The 14,846-nt window shown below is 69.6% G+C and carries 13 protein-coding genes; 9 read left to right on the forward strand and 4 right to left on the reverse strand.

Features of this window, described 5'->3' with window-relative positions:
- The first annotated feature begins 223 nt into the window (after positions 1-223).
- From JK361_RS21245 to JK361_RS21255, 3 genes are all read left to right on the forward strand, one after another.
- Positions 224-670 (forward strand): BlaI/MecI/CopY family transcriptional regulator, encoded by a 447-nt coding sequence (locus JK361_RS21245; RefSeq protein WP_236053289.1) that lies wholly within the window; start codon positions 224-226, stop codon positions 668-670.
- Between the two features lie 9 nt (positions 671-679).
- Positions 680-1,213: an amino-acid N-acetyltransferase gene (locus tag JK361_RS21250; RefSeq protein ID WP_201820680.1), complete on the forward strand. Its 534-nt coding sequence runs from the start codon at positions 680-682 to the stop codon at positions 1,211-1,213.
- A 203-nt stretch (positions 1,214-1,416) separates the two neighbouring features.
- Entirely contained in the window at positions 1,417-1,752 is a 336-nt protein-coding gene (locus tag JK361_RS21255) for a histone-like nucleoid-structuring protein Lsr2 (RefSeq protein WP_201820681.1), read from the forward strand.
- Here the strand turns inward: JK361_RS21255 and JK361_RS21260 are convergent.
- Positions 1,731-2,555 carry an SCO3374 family protein gene (locus JK361_RS21260; protein WP_236053291.1) on the reverse strand — a complete coding sequence of 275 codons (825 nt, stop codon included), beginning with the start codon at positions 2,553-2,555 and terminating at the stop codon, positions 1,731-1,733. The genes JK361_RS21255 and JK361_RS21260 overlap by 22 nt on opposite strands.
- Positions 2,556-3,004: 449 nt before the next feature.
- On the opposite strand from JK361_RS21260, the gene JK361_RS21265 reads away from it, so the two are divergent.
- Positions 3,005-5,530, forward strand: coding sequence for an ATP-dependent Clp protease ATP-binding subunit (locus JK361_RS21265; RefSeq protein ID WP_201820683.1), 2,526 nt, complete (start codon positions 3,005-3,007; stop codon positions 5,528-5,530).
- Between the two features lie 75 nt (positions 5,531-5,605).
- On the opposite strand, the gene JK361_RS21270 is transcribed toward JK361_RS21265, so the two are convergent.
- A complete protein-coding gene (locus JK361_RS21270) occupies positions 5,606-8,698 on the reverse strand; it encodes an NACHT domain-containing protein (RefSeq protein WP_201820684.1) in 3,093 nt (1,030 codons plus the stop codon).
- Between the two features lie 68 nt (positions 8,699-8,766).
- A complete protein-coding gene (locus tag JK361_RS21275; RefSeq protein ID WP_201820686.1) occupies positions 8,767-9,405 on the reverse strand; it encodes an HAD family acid phosphatase in 639 nt (212 codons plus the stop codon).
- A 466-nt stretch (positions 9,406-9,871) separates the two neighbouring features.
- Between JK361_RS21275 and JK361_RS21280 the strand changes: the two genes are divergently transcribed.
- The gene (locus JK361_RS21280; RefSeq protein ID WP_201820688.1) at positions 9,872-10,423 is read left to right on the forward strand and encodes a M23 family metallopeptidase; all 552 of its coding nucleotides are present in this window, start codon (positions 9,872-9,874) and stop codon (positions 10,421-10,423) included.
- A gap of 60 nt (positions 10,424-10,483) precedes the next feature.
- Here the strand turns inward: JK361_RS21280 and JK361_RS21285 are convergent, their stop codons facing one another.
- Positions 10,484-11,083 (reverse strand): TetR/AcrR family transcriptional regulator, encoded by a 600-nt coding sequence (locus JK361_RS21285; RefSeq protein ID WP_201820690.1) that lies wholly within the window; start codon positions 11,081-11,083, stop codon positions 10,484-10,486.
- A gap of 125 nt (positions 11,084-11,208) precedes the next feature.
- On the opposite strand from JK361_RS21285, the gene JK361_RS21290 reads away from it, so the two are divergent.
- The 4 genes from JK361_RS21290 to JK361_RS21305 all read left to right on the forward strand — a co-directional run bounded on the left by JK361_RS21290 (position 11,209) and on the right by JK361_RS21305 (position 14,763).
- Complete coding sequence (locus JK361_RS21290) at positions 11,209-12,780, forward strand: MDR family MFS transporter (RefSeq protein WP_201820691.1); 1,572 nt, start codon at positions 11,209-11,211, stop codon at positions 12,778-12,780.
- Positions 12,781-13,007: 227 nt separating this feature from the next.
- Positions 13,008-13,484, forward strand: a complete 477-nt coding sequence (locus JK361_RS21295) for a helix-turn-helix transcriptional regulator (RefSeq protein WP_201820692.1) — start codon at positions 13,008-13,010, stop codon at positions 13,482-13,484.
- Complete coding sequence (locus JK361_RS21300) at positions 13,481-13,915, forward strand: VOC family protein (protein ID WP_201820693.1); 435 nt, start codon at positions 13,481-13,483, stop codon at positions 13,913-13,915. The genes JK361_RS21295 and JK361_RS21300 overlap by 4 nt, the downstream gene beginning before the upstream one ends.
- On the forward strand, positions 13,912-14,763 hold the full coding sequence (locus JK361_RS21305; protein WP_201820694.1) for a class I SAM-dependent methyltransferase: 852 nt from the start codon (positions 13,912-13,914) through the stop codon (positions 14,761-14,763). Before JK361_RS21300 ends, JK361_RS21305 begins: the two co-directional genes overlap by 4 nt.
- Positions 14,764-14,846 lie beyond the last annotated feature (83 nt).

Below are 14,846 nucleotides of genomic sequence, written 5' to 3' on the forward strand. Positions count from 1 at the left end.
GCAGTGCACCTGAACGGTCGGTCGTCCCCGGCGGGCTCACGGGCGTCTCGGCGGCCCCTGGGGCGTCCCGGTCCCAGGTCCCCACGTACCGCCGCTTTCCGAGCCGTACGCCCTTTTTGTTCGCGTTTGAGGTTCTAGCGCACGTCCGGCACGCCATTGCCGGGATCTCCCACTATTGTTCTGAGCTGTGCCTCGCCCATTGGGAGAACTCGAAGACGCGGTCATGACGCGGGTGTGGAAGTGGAACCGCCCGGTGACCGTTCGAGAAGTCCTGGAAGACCTCCAGCAGGAACGCTCCATCGCGTACACCACCGTGATGACCGTTTTGGACAATCTCCATCAGAAGGGCTGGGTGCGCCGCGAGGCGGAAGGCCGCGCCTATCGATATGAGGCCGTGTCGACACGAGCCGCGTACGCCGCGGCCCTGATGAACGACGCCTGGTCGCAGAGCGACAACCCGGCCGCCGCTCTCGTCGCCTTCTTCGGCATGATGAGCGAGGAACAGCGCCAGGCGCTCAGGGACGCCGTACGCATCGTCCAGGGCCCGGAAGAAACCCGGGAAGCTCCGGTGGCCCGGCAACAGGAAGCCCCGGAAGTGCGCCGGCAGGAAGCTCCGGAAGCCCGGCAAGAGGAGAACCCCGGCGCGGCGCAGGAAGCGGACGGGCGATAGCGTCCGCTCATGTCAGCAGAGCGTCCCGAAGTCCCCGCAAAAGCCCTCACGGTCCGGCGGGCCCGGACCAGCGATGTCCCGGCCGTGCGCCACCTCCTCGACGCCTACGTCCGCGACCGCATCCTGCTCGACAAAGCCATGGTCACGCTTTACGAGGACATCCAGGAGTTCTGGGTCGCGGAACGCGACGACAACGCCGAGGTGGTCGGCTGCGGCGCGCTGCACGTCATGTGGGAGGACCTGGCGGAAGTCCGCACTCTGGCGGTGAAGCCCGGCCTCAAGGGCGCCGGCGTCGGCCATCAGTTGCTGGAGAAGTTGCTCCAGACCGCGCGCTGGCTCGGCGTTCGGCGGGTTTTCTGCCTGACCTTCGAAGTGGACTTCTTCGGGAAGCACGGCTTCGTGGAGATCGGGGAGACGCCGGTCGACACCGATGTGTACGCGGAGCTGTTGCGTTCCTATGACGAGGGCGTCGCGGAGTTCCTCGGTCTCGAACGAGTGAAGCCGAACACCTTGGGCAACAGCCGGATGCTTCTGCATCTGTGATCGTCATTGCCCAGGTTCCCTATGTCCGAAACGCGCATGTTTCCGGGCGCGGGTGGTCCGCTGAGTCACTCCCGAGGGTTTGTGTTTTTCCGGCAAAAGCGGTTTGCTTTCCGACGTACTGCAGTACTGCATATAACAGGGGCGGCGAAACGGCGGACGCCGCACACCCCTGGCCCTCAACGTTATCGATGAAAGGAAATGCGGTGGCACAGAAGGTTCAGGTCCTTCTTGTCGACGACCTCGACGGCGGCGAGGCGGACGAGACCGTGACGTTCGCGCTGGACGGCAAGACGTACGAGATCGATCTCACGACCGGCAATGCGGACAAGCTGCGCAGCCTTCTTGATCCCTATGTGAAGGGCGGACGTCGTACCGGCGGCCGTGCCTCTGGCGGGCGTGGAAAGGCGCGTGCCGCTTCCGGTGGTAACCAGGACACCGCGGCGATCCGCGCCTGGGCGAAGGAGAACGGTTACGAGGTCAACGACCGCGGCCGTGTTCCCGCGTCGATTCGCGAGGCTTACGAGAAGGCCAACGGCTGATTTCGCCGGTCGGTGGGATGCCCGGCGCGTGGGCGCCGCAGCCGGACCCGGTGGCACTGCGTTGCCACCGTGTCCACCACTCGTACGAGATCGGGGGCGCTCCCCTCGCGCCCCGCGCACGACCCGGCAGGCATGGCCGGCATGGCCGGCAACGAGGCCTCGGCCTCACCTCCCGGCCCGGGGGGCCGCAGCCACACAGCGGCCACGGCCCCCTGAACGGATACGGCCTCCCGAACGGACACGGCCCGCGCGGATTCGGCGCGCGGCGAGCCGGCCCGCACCGAGCCGGACGCCACGGACCCGGGCGGTACGTATCCAGGCGGCACGGACCCCGGCCATACGGACCCGGTCGGTACGCGCCCTGGCCGTACGGCGATGACCCCCGCGGGCGGCGGCGGCGCCTCCAGCGTGCCGCCCGTTCCCATGGCCCGCAGGTCCAGGGGCACCGTTCCCCACTCCAGCCAGTCCAGCAGCCCGGGCAGCTCTTCCGCGCTGCCCGGGGCCACCAGCAGCTCCATCCGGTCACCCCGAAGGATGACGGGAGAGCCCGGTGCGAGATGCCGGAGCGCTTGCGCGCCCGCCTCGGCCGGCACGTCCAGCACGTCGAACCGCACCCCTGTGAGCAGCCGCAGCGGCTGTCCGGGCACTGTCGGCCAGCCCAGATCGTTCTCGTACCAGTGCCGGGCGCGGGCGTCCGGGGCGGCGGAGGAAGCGGCGGCGGAGTGGTCACCGGTGCCGGGATCACCGGCGGCCGGTCCGCCCGGGTCGTGCGGCCGGCGAGGAAGGGGGACCGTGGAATTCATGGGGACTGAGCCAACCATGCCAAGTGCAACCGCCGGAGTGGCGTTCGGGTTACGCTGGGTGCCCTATCGGCTGCGCAGTGTGCCGGTAAAAGGGGGCGCGTGGGGGCCTTGGGAGGCGCAAGGTTGTTCGCCCATAGCGGAGTGAGCCGGTGCGCGCCGCATGGAGTGTCAGTCCCTGCGGGTAAGACATGCCTAGTGGGAGGGGGCGACACGCAGGACGGGGCGTCTCACGTTCGCCATCGGCGTACTGGCGAGTGGGGTAACTGCCTGGCCTGCGGGAACATCGTCTCGCACCATCGGGTTGGAGCAGATGTCGGCGTTCGGGGTCAGGAGGCCATCGACGGTGTCGGCAGTTGGAATGAGCGGTCCCCGCTTGCGGGACTAAGCTGCGGAAGGACAGGGAGGGGAAGTTCCCCCCACTGCCTGACCGCTCTGAGGAGCGATTAACGATGTTCGAGAGGTTCACCGACCGCGCGCGGCGGGTTGTCGTCCTGGCTCAGGAAGAAGCCCGGATGCTCAACCACAACTACATCGGCACCGAGCACATCCTCCTGGGTCTCATCCACGAGGGCGAAGGTGTCGCCGCTAAGGCCCTGGAGAGCCTCGGCATTTCGCTTGAGGCGGTCCGCCAGCAGGTGGAGGAGATCATCGGTCAGGGCCAGCAGGCCCCGTCCGGGCACATCCCCTTCACCCCCCGTGCCAAGAAGGTCCTGGAGCTGTCGCTCCGCGAGGCCCTTCAGCTGGGCCACAACTACATCGGCACGGAGCACATCCTGCTCGGCCTGATCCGTGAGGGCGAGGGCGTCGCCGCCCAGGTCCTGGTCAAGCTGGGCGCAGACCTCAACCGGGTGCGGCAGCAGGTCATCCAGCTGCTCTCCGGTTACCAGGGCAAGGAGACCGCCGCCGCCGGCGGCCCGGCCGAGGGCACCCCCTCGACCTCGCTCGTCCTGGACCAGTTCGGCCGGAACCTCACCCAGGCCGCTCGTGAGTCCAAGCTCGACCCGGTCATCGGGCGCGAGAAGGAGATCGAGCGGGTCATGCAGGTGCTCTCCCGCCGTACCAAGAACAACCCGGTGCTGATCGGTGAGCCCGGCGTCGGCAAGACCGCCGTCGTCGAGGGCCTCGCCCAGGCCATCGTCAAGGGCGAGGTGCCCGAGACCCTCAAGGACAAGCACCTCTACACCCTGGACCTCGGCGCGCTGGTCGCCGGCTCCCGCTACCGCGGTGACTTCGAGGAGCGCCTGAAGAAGGTGCTCAAGGAGATCCGCACCCGCGGCGACATCATCCTGTTCATCGACGAGCTGCACACGCTGGTCGGTGCGGGTGCCGCCGAGGGCGCCATCGACGCGGCCTCCATCCTGAAGCCGATGCTGGCCCGCGGTGAGCTGCAGACCATCGGTGCGACCACCCTGGACGAGTACCGCAAGCACCTGGAGAAGGACGCGGCCCTCGAGCGCCGCTTCCAGCCCATCCAGGTCGCCGAGCCGTCCCTGCCGCACACGATCGAGATCCTCAAGGGTCTGCGCGACCGGTACGAGGCGCACCACCGCGTCTCCATCACGGACGAGGCACTGGTCCAGGCCGCCACCCTGGCCGACCGGTACATCTCGGACCGCTTCCTGCCGGACAAGGCGATCGACCTGATCGACGAGGCCGGTTCCCGGATGCGCATCCGCCGGATGACCGCTCCGCCGGACCTGCGCGAGTTCGACGAGAAGATCGCCGCCGTCCGCCGGGACAAGGAGTCCGCGATCGACTCGCAGGACTTCGAGAAGGCCGCCTCCCTGCGCGACAAGGAGAAGCAGCTCCTGGCCGCCAAGGCCAAGCGCGAGAAGGAGTGGAAGGCCGGCGACATGGACGTCGTCGCCGAGGTCGACGGCGAGCTGATCGCCGAGGTCCTCGCCACGGCCACCGGCATCCCGGTCTTCAAGCTGACCGAGGAGGAGTCCAGCCGTCTGCTCCGCATGGAGGACGAGCTGCACAAGCGGGTCATCGGCCAGAACGACGCCGTCAAGGCGCTGTCGAAGGCGATCCGCCGTACGCGTGCCGGTCTGAAGGACCCGAAGCGTCCGGGTGGTTCGTTCATCTTCGCCGGCCCCTCCGGTGTCGGTAAGACCGAGCTGTCCAAGGCGCTCGCCGAGTTCCTCTTCGGTGACGAGGACGCGCTGATCTCCCTCGACATGTCGGAGTTCAGCGAGAAGCACACGGTGTCGCGTCTCTTCGGTTCGCCCCCCGGCTACGTGGGCTACGAAGAGGGCGGCCAGCTGACCGAGAAGGTCCGCCGCAAGCCGTTCTCCGTCGTCCTCTTCGACGAGGTCGAGAAGGCCCACCCGGACATCTTCAACTCGCTGCTCCAGATCCTGGAGGACGGTCGCCTGACCGACTCCCAGGGCCGGGTCGTGGACTTCAAGAACACGGTCATCATCATGACGACCAACCTCGGCACCCGGGACATCTCCAAGGGCTTCAACCTCGGCTTCGCCGCCGCGGGTGACACGAAGACCAACTACGAGCGCATGAAGAACAAGGTCTCGGACGAGCTGAAGCAGCACTTCCGCCCCGAGTTCCTCAACCGCGTCGACGACGTGGTCGTCTTCCCGCAGCTGACCCAGGCGGACATCCTGCGGATCGTCGACCTGATGGTCGGCAAGGTGGACGAGCGCCTGAAGGACCGGGACATGGGCATCGAGCTGTCCCAGTCCGCCAAGGAGCTGCTGGCCAAGAAGGGCTACGACCCGGTGCTGGGCGCGCGTCCGCTGCGTCGCACGATCCAGCGCGAGGTCGAGGACACGCTCTCGGAGAAGATCCTCTTCGGCGAGCTGCGTCCCGGGCACATCGTGGTCGTGGACACCGAGGGCGAGGGCGACGCCCAGACCTTCACCTTCCGGGGTGAGGAGAAGTCGGCGCTGCCGGACGTCCCGCCGATCGAGCAGGCGGCCGGCGGTGCCGGACCGAACCTGAGCAAGGACGTCTGACCGTCCGCGGATCGACCGAGTGAAGGGGCCGGTGCCTTGGGGCACCGGCCCCTTCCGGTGTCCTGAGGGCGCTTCTCAGAAGGCGTAGGGACGGGAGGGCGGGACCCGCACATCGGCGCCGGGGAACTGTGCCGCGTAGTCGGCCTCGTCCAGGGACATGATCTGCTTGGGGAAGAGCCGGACGGTCCGGGCGTTCGGGCACATCCGGGCCAGTGGCGACAGCTCCTCCCCGCCCTCCACACCCACGACGTGGAGGAGTTCGACGCCGGACAGTTCAGGGGCGCCGACGCAGTAGGCCGCCGTGTGCGCGGGGACGCTGAGCCGGGTGAGCGCGGGCAGCGCGGCGAGTTCCGACCAGTCACGGGCGTCGAGGAACGCGTCTTCGCCGCGCAGTTCCACAGAGTTCAGGGTCGTCCAGTGGCTCAGCCCGCGCAGGCCGCCTGCCCCGATGGCCCCGTCGTCCAGGCCGAGCATGGTCAACGGGGCGTTCCGCGGCAGCAACGGCAGGAGGTCGAGCGTTATCGAGCTCGTCACCGTGAGGGCGCGGAGAGTGGTCAGCTGATCGAATCCCGAGACCTCCTCGATGTCGTGCAGGGACAGTTCCTCCAGGCCCAGCCCCGCCAGCGCGGACACGTCGTCGACCCCGGGGCAGGACACCAGGGTCACGCGCCGCAGGACGGGGAAGGCGGTGAGGGGCCGTAGGTCGTCCAGGCAGGGATTCTGCACGAGCCCGAGCTTCTCCACGCCGTGCGGCAGCGCCGCGACGATGTCCGCCAGGTCGTGCGCTCCGACGATGGTCAGGTTCGGGCGGCGGCCCAGCCCGGGCAGCGCGCGCAGGGCACCGGGCGAGGACACCTGGAGGAAGAAGTCGTCCGAGTTCATCCCGGCCAGCACGTCGTCGGCGTACACGGCCTCGTCGAAACGCTCCCAGGCCCGCGCCAGCGTGATCCGCACCCGGTCCGCGGGATGCCCCGCGAACCGCGCCAGCAACGGCACCGCCGCGTCCGTGCCCACCAGCGCCGCCGTGGCCGTCACCGCCTCCGCCTCCTCGTCCGTCAGGCCCTCGGGACCCGGCAGCAGTTCCAGGACCAAGGGGCCGGCCTCGGCCAGCTCCTTGGCCTCCTCCGCCGTCCGGGGCGGCAGCAGGGCACGGGCCAGCTCCTCGACCTGCCGGCGCACCGCCGGGTCGAGTTCCGTCGCGTGTTCCAGGCAGGCCATCGCCAGCAGCTGGGCCCGCTTGCCGGACTGCGACGTCAGCAGGCCCAGCAGCTCCGCCCGCTCCCGTGGCCGGGCCTGGGCCACCGCCATGCGGATCACGTCCGCCCACTGGTCGTCGGCGGCATGCTCGGCCAGCAGTCCGAGGTCCCCCGCCTCCACGGCCGCCCGGGCGCCGAGGAAGTCCTGGAAGGTGCGGTGGACGAAGTGGAGGGTGCCCGGGGCGGGGCTGAGCAACAGGCCCGTGCGGACGAGGAAATGGTCCAGCACCGCCGCCGCGTCCCCGAGTGCCGAAGCCGCCGGCACGGCCGGGAGGACCTCCGCGACGATGCTCTCCGCCCGGTCGCGGTCCATCTCCGTACGGCCGTTGCGGATGAGCCAGTGGGCGAGCCGCTGGAGAAGCTGGAGCTGGGGCTCCTCGCTCAGCTCCGGAACCGTCATGTCACGCTCCCGGTCCCGGCGGGTGAGGAGCATGGAGAGGGCGGACTCGTACAACTCCCTGCGGCCGTGCGGCAGGTAGCCGCGCCGGTCCCGGTGCAGGGCGCAGATCAGGCCGCACATCAGCGGGTTGGTGGCGAGCCGGCCCAGGTCCGGTTTGGTGCGCACGGCTTCGAGGAGCTGGCTCTCGTACCCGGCGAGCCGGGTGTCCTCCTCGGCCGCGCCGGTCGCCGCGGCCCGGTGCCAGCGCCTGATGAACGAGGTGACGTCCGAGGGGCTCATCGCGGAGAGCGCCAGCTCCGTGAACCCGTCGTCGGCGAGCCAGTGGTCGCCGACGGCCGAGGGGCGGGAGGTGACGAGCCACCGGTTGCCGGGGAACGCCTCGGCGAGGTCGCGCAGCCAGGCGCGGGCCCGCTCGCGCTCCGGTTCCGGTACCTCGTCGAGCCCGTCGACCAGCAGGAGGCCGCGCCCGGCCGTGAGGACCCGGTACTCCCAGCCGGCCGGCTGCGCCCCGTCGAGCGGGCAGCCGACCGCGGCGAGGAATCTCGCCGGGGCCGGGAGGCGCTCACCGTGCCGGGTGAGGGTGCGCAGCGGCAGGACGAACGGCACGTGGCCGGCGAGATGCGCCATGCGGCCGGTCGGCTCCGTCGCGGCCGACACGGCGAGCCACTGGACGAGCGTGGTCTTGCCCGAGCCCGCGACGCCCCGGAGCAGTACCCGGTCGTGGCCGGCCAGGGCCTCGTCGGCGGGGGCGGCGACCGGCGGGGCCGGCGCCATCCCGGCCGTGGGATCGAGGGGCTGGCCGCCGCGCCGGACGGCTTCCAGGCTCAGATACGCGGCGTCCAGCGGCCAGCGTCCCGGCGAGTTGCTGAGGTCGATGCCGTAGATCGTGAGCTTGCCGTGCTTCTTGGCGACGTACGCCGCGTACCGGATCTCGAAATCGATGTCCTGCGTGTCCGGCCTGGGTATCCGGGCGAGCAGTTCCTCGACGTCCGCTGCGGTCCTGGCCTGCGCCCGGCTCTGTTCGACGGCGCTACGGGCGGCGAAGGTGGACCGGCGGGTGAAGAACTCCAGAATCTGCCCGCAGGCCCACTCGGTGGCACCGTCCAGGAACAGGCAGGCGTCCGCGGACAGGCCGTCGCCTTGCGGAGCGGCTTCCTTCAGCCGCCGGGCCAGAGCGCCGTCACCGAGCCGTACGGCCTGCACGATGTCCATGTCGAGGTCGCCCAGCGCGAGCAGCCTGCGGGTCAGCGCCTCGGTGACGGCTGTCCGCTCGTCCTGCGCGAAGGGCGGCTCACCCGGTGCGTCCAGGGCGGTCCGCACCCATTGCGTGGCGAGCCCCCGGATCTCCTTCTCGCCCAGGGTGCGTTTCTCACCCCGGAAGGAGACGAGTTCCCCGAGCCGCACGGGGCGTGCGACCAGCCCGGCTCCGGGGCCGTCCGCGGGGAACAGCCTCTTCAGCAGTGAGACGATCAGCCCGGACGCCAGCTTCCCGCCGATAGCCGTCGGCTCCATCCGCCACCCCCGTGGTCGTACACCGGCAGACACACGGATGGAGCCTAGCCCGGGTCCACGACCCCGTGTTACGACAACTGGCCGTTGTAGTCGGGGAGTTTGTACGTCTTCTCGGCGTGGCCGCCCGACAGGTCGGTGGCGCTGTTGCCGATGTTCGCGATGATCGTGTAGCCGTCGTTCTCGATGCCGACGCGCTGGGCGGTCTTGTAGGCGGCGACGTCCTTGAAGAGGTCGAACAGGCCGCGGACGTGGAGGCCGGAGACCTCGTAGCCGTCGTGTTCGAGGTTGTACTCGGTGGGCCAGTACAGGATGCCGGGGCGGGCGGTGACGAAGAAGAGCGAGACGCCGTGGTCCTGGGCGTAGCGCGCCACGTCCAGCACGGGCTTGTTGGCGGGCTGGGGGTAGCTGAAACCGAAGTCCGTCTCCAGCGTGGTGTTGTCGATGTCGAAGACGATCGCCTGCTTCTCGCCGGGCCCGGCGGCGGCGATGCGGTTCTTCAGGTACGGCAGGGCCTGGTCCATGACCGCCTGGCAGTCCTTCTGCCAGGTGGCGTAGTCGACCTTCGAGGACGTGCTCGCGGCCGTCGTGGCCGCGGTGGCCGCCGTGCCGTTCGCGGTCTCCGCCTGGGCCGGGGCGGCCAGTGCGGCCAGGGCGGCCACGGATACGGCGGTCACGGAAATGCGGCGCGCCCAGGGGCGTGTGGTCATCGGTGGGGGTCCTCTCACGTCCGTACGTCATGTCCGTACGCGGCCTGAATGTCAGGGGCATGATCTTTGGGGAGAGTGGCGCGAGGGGAACCGTAGGGTTACCGGACGGTAGGTGCCTAGAGGTCTGCGTCACATTTCTCGGGCTCTCGGTTTGGCCGGCCGGTGATAAGGGGCACAGGCGAAATGTCCGTTACTAGCCCTGATAGTGGGATCAGTCAGATGGGCAAATCGGGCGAAAAGCGGACCATCGTTCTGGAAGCTCACGACAGCAAAAGACGTCGTCAGGGGCGGGTCGACCGCTAGGCGCGGCTGTCAAGAATCCAGTTAGTTTTGCGGTCAGGTACTACCTGATGCCGTAGATGGGGCGTTTTGGGCTTGATGTGGTGCTCGGCTACCAAGGGATGGCCGCCCCCGACGAACGTCTGTGTGCCGGGTGGCGAACTGTCTCCGAGTACACGAGGTCACGATGTTCCGACGCTTCACGTCCCGCACCACCCGTACGTCCTCGCAGCGCAACCGCGTGGCCGTCCTGGCTGCCGGTATCGGCGCCACGGCCGTGCTGGGGACCGGGGTCGCAAGCGCCGCCACCGCGTCCGCCGCCTCCTGGGTCGACCCGGTGAAGCAGTACACGCTCTCCGCCAGCTTCATGCAGGCCGGCAGCCACTGGGTCGCCAAGCACAGCGGCCAGGACTTCGCCGTGCCGACCGGCACCGAGGTCGTCGCCGCGCACGGCGGTACCGTCGTCAAGGCCGGCCCGAACGGCGCCGGCGACGGCCCGGCGTACGGCAACGCCGTCGTCATCAAGCACGGCAACGGCACCTACTCGCAGTACGCGCACCTGTCCCGGATCGACGTCAGGGTCGGCCAGATCGTGCGGACCGGCCAGCACATCGCCCTGTCCGGCTCCACCGGCAACTCCACCGGGCCGCACCTGCACTTCGAGATCCGCACCACCCCGAACTACGGCTCCGCCGTCGACCCGGTCGCGTTCCTGCACGCCAAGGGCGTAAAGGTCTGACCTAGGCCAGGGCCTCTCGTTCGGATCACGCCGGGCTCGGCCTGAACCGAACGAAAGGCCCTAGTCCGTCTCGCGGGCGTGCTCGTGCGCCTGCTTGACCAGGTCCAGGGCGACCTCGAGAACGGCTTCGCGCTTCTTCTCGGGGTCGCCTTCCAGGTCGTGCATCACGAACATGCCGGCGTGCAGCGTGAACATCGCGCTGACCGAGCGCACCTGGTCCACGAGCTGCGCCTCGGGGTTGATGAGGATGTCGCGCAGTCCGCGCATCCGGTCCTTGAAGGTGTCGCCGATGCGCAGTTCCCGCACCGTCGCCTGGTTCTCCTGCATGAACCGGAAGAGCGGTTCCGCCCCCGCGAGCGCCTCGCTGTAGCGGCGGAGGATCTCCTGCTTGGTCTCCAGGGTGTGCGGCTGCCGCCGGCCCCACTCGATCAGGTCCTCGATCGGCTTCGTCAGGTCCTCGAAGAGGCTGACGATGATCTCTTCCTTGGTCTTGAAGTGGTAGTACAGGGCCGCTTTGGTGACGTCGAGACGCTCGGCGATCTCCCGCAGGGAGGTCTTCTCGTACCCCTGCTCGGCGAAGAGTTCGAGCGCCACGTCCTGGATGCGCTGGCGGGTGTTGCCGCGGCGCTGCTGCTTGGTGCCGTCCATGGTGACGCCCATCCTCGTACTCCTCGCGCTTCCGCGGAAACTTACTTGACGCCCGGCTAGTAACGCGTCTACCTTCCCAGTGTAGTGAGTACTAGCCGGGCGGCAAGTAAGTAAGCCGCAGGGGGAGTGGGAAGACGATGGCGGACACGGCCCGACAAGACGCGCAGGGCAAACAGCCCAGGAGCGTGCGAGTGGTGCTGCTCGCACTCATGATCGCGATGATGCTCGCGATGCTCGACAACATGATCGTGGGCACGGCGATGCCGACGATCGTGGGCGAACTGGGCGGGCTGGAGCACCTGTCCTGGGTCGTCACCGGTTACACCCTGGCCACCGCGGCCTCCACCCCGATCTGGGGCAAGGTCGGCGACATGTACGGGCGCAAGGGCGCCTTCCTCAGCTCGATCGTGATCTTCCTGATCGGTTCGGCGCTGAGCGGCATGGCCCAGGACATGGGCCAGCTGATCGGGTTCCGGGCCGTGCAGGGCCTCGGCGCCGGCGGTCTGATGGTCGGCGTCATGGCGATCATCGGTGACCTCATCCCGCCGCGGGAGCGCGGCAAGTACCAGGGCCTGATGGCCGGTGTCATGGCGCTCGCCATGATCGGCGGCCCGCTGGTCGGCGGCACCATCACCGACAACTGGGGCTGGCGCTGGGCCTTCTACATCAACCTGCCGCTCGGCGTGGTCGCCCTCGCACTGGTCACCGCCGTGCTGCACCTGCCGAAGAAGCGGTCCAAGGCGGGCATCGACTACCTCGGTGTCATCCTGCTGACCGTCGGCATCACCGCGATCGTCCTGGTCACCACCTGGGGCGGCACCGAGTACGCCTGGACCTCCGCGCGGATCATGGAGCTGATCGGCATCGGCGTGGCCTCGCTGATCGGGTTCGTGTTCTGGCAGACCCGGGCCGCCGAGCCGGTCCTGCCGCTGCACATCTTCCGCAGCCGCAACTTCACCCTGATGTCGGTCATCGGCTTCATCACCGGCTTCGTGATGTTCGGTGCCACGCTGTTCCTGCCGCTCTACCAGCAGGCCGTGCAGGGAGCCTCCGCGACCAACTCCGGTCTGCTGCTGCTGCCGATGCTCGGCGCGATGCTCGTGACCTCGATGATCGCCGGACGGGTCACCACCGGCAGCGGCCGGTACAAGCTCTTCCCGATCGTGGGCGGTGTGCTCATGATCATCGGGCTGTACCTGCTGTCCCTGATGGACACGGAGACGACCCGGCTGGCCTCCGGCCTCTACATGGCCGTGCTCGGCGCCGGCATGGGCTGCCTGATGCAGGTCACCATGCTGGTCGCGCAGAACAGCGTGGAGATGAAGGACATGGGTGTGGCGTCCTCGTCCACCACCCTGTTCCGTACGCTCGGCTCCTCCTTCGGCGTGGCGATCATGGGCGCGCTGTTCAACCACCGGGTCCAGGACGTCATGGCCGAGCGGGCCGGCACGCTGGGCAAGAGCATCACCCAGCAGTCGGCGCAGCTCGACGCGAAGAGCCTGCAGAAGCTGCCGGCGGTGGCGCGCGAGGCGTACCAGCACGCGGTGTCCTCGGGGACCCACTCCGCGTTCGTGCTCGGTGCCCTGGTCTCGGTGCCGGTGCTGATCGCGGCGCTGTTCGTCAAGGAGGTGCCGTTGAAGGGCGGCCCGCAGAAGTCCTCGGCGGACGGCTCCGACACGGCGCCGGCGGCTGTGGTCGAGGCCGTTTGATCCGTACCCCGCTCGATCCGTACCCCGCTTCCGAAGGCCCCGGCGCGTGTCCGCCCGGGGCCTTCGGCCTTCCCCGGCCCCCGACCCTCGGCCCTCAGCCCTCAGCCCTCGACTCTCGGCCCTCGGCCCGCTGCCCCGCCGTCCCCAACGGCCGGTCCGAAGCACCCGCGCAGGGGCTGTTCCCGCTGGTCCGAGCCGGTGTCGGACCCCCGTGTCACCATCGGCCCATGGACAAAATCCGCCGCCTGCGACTGGCCAAGGACGCCATGGACCGGGACTGGGCCGACCCGGGGCTCGACCTGGACGTGGTGGCGGCCCATGCCGGGTACTCGCGCTATCACTTCCTGCGCGCCTTCAAGGAGGCGTACGGCGAGACGCCCGGCCAGTACCTGACGCACCGGCGGATCGAGCGGGCCGAGGAGATGCTGCGCAGCGCCAACCTCACGGTGACCGAGATCTGCACCCTGGTCGGGTTCAGCAGCCTCGGCACCTTCTCCGCCCGCTTCAAGGCCCGGACCGGCCTCACCCCCAGCGAGTACCGCACCCGGCACGTGGGCCGCGGCGCCGCCCTCATCCCCGGCTGCTACGCCATGCTCTGGGCCGGCGGTTTCAACACCGCAACATCGAAGAAGCGCCCCGCCCCCGCTCCTGCCTACGGTGACGAGCGGGAACAGCAGCCGCACGACAGGAGAGCGGAGCCATGATCAAGGGCTTGGGCATCAGCACCGTATGGACCACCGACCAGCAGCGGACGAAGGCCTTCTTCACCGAGAAGCTGGGCTTCGAGGTGCGCAACGACCTCGCCATGGGCGACATGCGCTGGGTCACCGTCGGCGCCAAGGACCAGCCCGGCGTGGAGCTGGCGCTGATGAGCCTGGACGGCCCGGGCCTGGACCCCGAGTCCGCCGAGGCGTTGAAGAAGCTGGTCGCCAAGGGGGTGCTCGGCGCCGGTGCGTTCCGCACGGACGACTGCCGGGGTGACTACGAGACGTTCCGGGCGCGCGGGGTGGAGTTCCTCCAGGAGCCGCAGGAGCGGCCGTACGGCATCGAGGCGATCTTCCGGGACGACAACGGCAACTGGTACTCGCTGACCGAGCGCAGCGAAGAGCTGGACTTCTCCAAGGACTTCGGGTGACCGCGGGACCCGGCGTGCTGCCGGACCACACGGCCGTACGGGTGGCCCTGTGGCGGGCACTGCACGTCCAGGCCGATGCGCCGCCGCACGTCGTCGACGACGAGATCGGGCTGCGGCTGGCGGACCCCGGCGACGGCTGGCGCGCCCGCCCGGACATGGACGAGCGGGACACCCGGCTGGTGCGGGCGTCCATCGCGGCCCGCGCCCGGTTCGTCGAGGACCTCGTCGTGGAGCAGGCCGCGCGCGGGGTGGACCAGTACGTCGTCCTCGGCGCCGGGCTGGACACCTTCGCCCAGCGCCGGCCGGAGACCGCCGCGGGGCTGCGGGTGTTCGAGGCGGACCAGCCCGGTCCGCAGGAGTGGAAGCGGCGGCGGCTCGCCGAACTCGGGTACGGAGTCCCGGACTGGCTGCGTCTCGTGCCGGTCGACTTCGAGGGGGACTGGTGGGAGCGGCTGCTCGCGGCCGGCCTCGACCCGGGCCGGCCGGCGGTCGTGGCCTGCACCGGCGTCACGATGTACCTCACGCGGGACGCGATCGTGGCGAGCTTCCGGAGAGTGGCGACGCTCGCTCCGGGCTCCCTGCTGGCCACGACGTTTCTGCGGCCGGCCGAGGACGTCGAGCCCGAGCTGCGGCCGTTCCAGGAGGCGGCGGAACGGGGCGCACGCGCCGCCGGCACGCCGTTCCTCAGTCACTTCACGCCCGCGGGGATGCTGGACCTGGTCCGCGACGCCGGGTTCCGGGACGCCCGCCATGTGCCGGCCGGGGAACTCGCCCGGCGGTACTTCGCCGACCGGACCGACGGGCTGCGTCCGTCGAAGGCGGAGGAACTGGTGGTGGCGTCCACCTGAAGCGGCCGGGGTGGTCGGCGGCGGGGCCCGAGGAGGCCGAGATGGTCGTGGGCGGGCGGCCGAGGGGGTGGAAGCGGTCGCGG

This window comes from Streptomyces musisoli, assembly GCF_016741855.1.
In the GTDB taxonomy this organism is placed as follows: domain Bacteria; phylum Actinomycetota; class Actinomycetes; order Streptomycetales; family Streptomycetaceae; genus Streptomyces; species Streptomyces musisoli.

Coding starts and splice junctions, on each gene's coding strand:
- JK361_RS21250 (WP_201820680.1), top strand. CDS start 680: ATGTCAGCAGAGCGTCCCGAAGTCCCCGCAAAAGCCCTCACGGTCCGG.
- JK361_RS21275 (WP_201820686.1), bottom strand. CDS start 9,405: ATGACCACACGCCCCTGGGCGCGCCGCATTTCCGTGACCGCCGTATCC.
- JK361_RS21280 (WP_201820688.1), top strand. CDS start 9,872: ATGTTCCGACGCTTCACGTCCCGCACCACCCGTACGTCCTCGCAGCGC.
- JK361_RS21295 (WP_201820692.1), top strand. CDS start 13,008: ATGGACAAAATCCGCCGCCTGCGACTGGCCAAGGACGCCATGGACCGG.
- JK361_RS21270 (WP_201820684.1), bottom strand. CDS start 8,698: ATGGAGCCGACGGCTATCGGCGGGAAGCTGGCGTCCGGGCTGATCGTC.
- JK361_RS21260 (WP_236053291.1), bottom strand. CDS start 2,555: ATGAATTCCACGGTCCCCCTTCCTCGCCGGCCGCACGACCCGGGCGGA.
- JK361_RS21290 (WP_201820691.1), top strand. CDS start 11,209: ATGGCGGACACGGCCCGACAAGACGCGCAGGGCAAACAGCCCAGGAGC.
- JK361_RS21300 (WP_201820693.1), top strand. CDS start 13,481: ATGATCAAGGGCTTGGGCATCAGCACCGTATGGACCACCGACCAGCAG.
- JK361_RS21265 (WP_201820683.1), top strand. CDS start 3,005: ATGTTCGAGAGGTTCACCGACCGCGCGCGGCGGGTTGTCGTCCTGGCT.
- JK361_RS21245 (WP_236053289.1), top strand. CDS start 224: ATGACGCGGGTGTGGAAGTGGAACCGCCCGGTGACCGTTCGAGAAGTC.
- JK361_RS21285 (WP_201820690.1), bottom strand. CDS start 11,083: ATGGGCGTCACCATGGACGGCACCAAGCAGCAGCGCCGCGGCAACACC.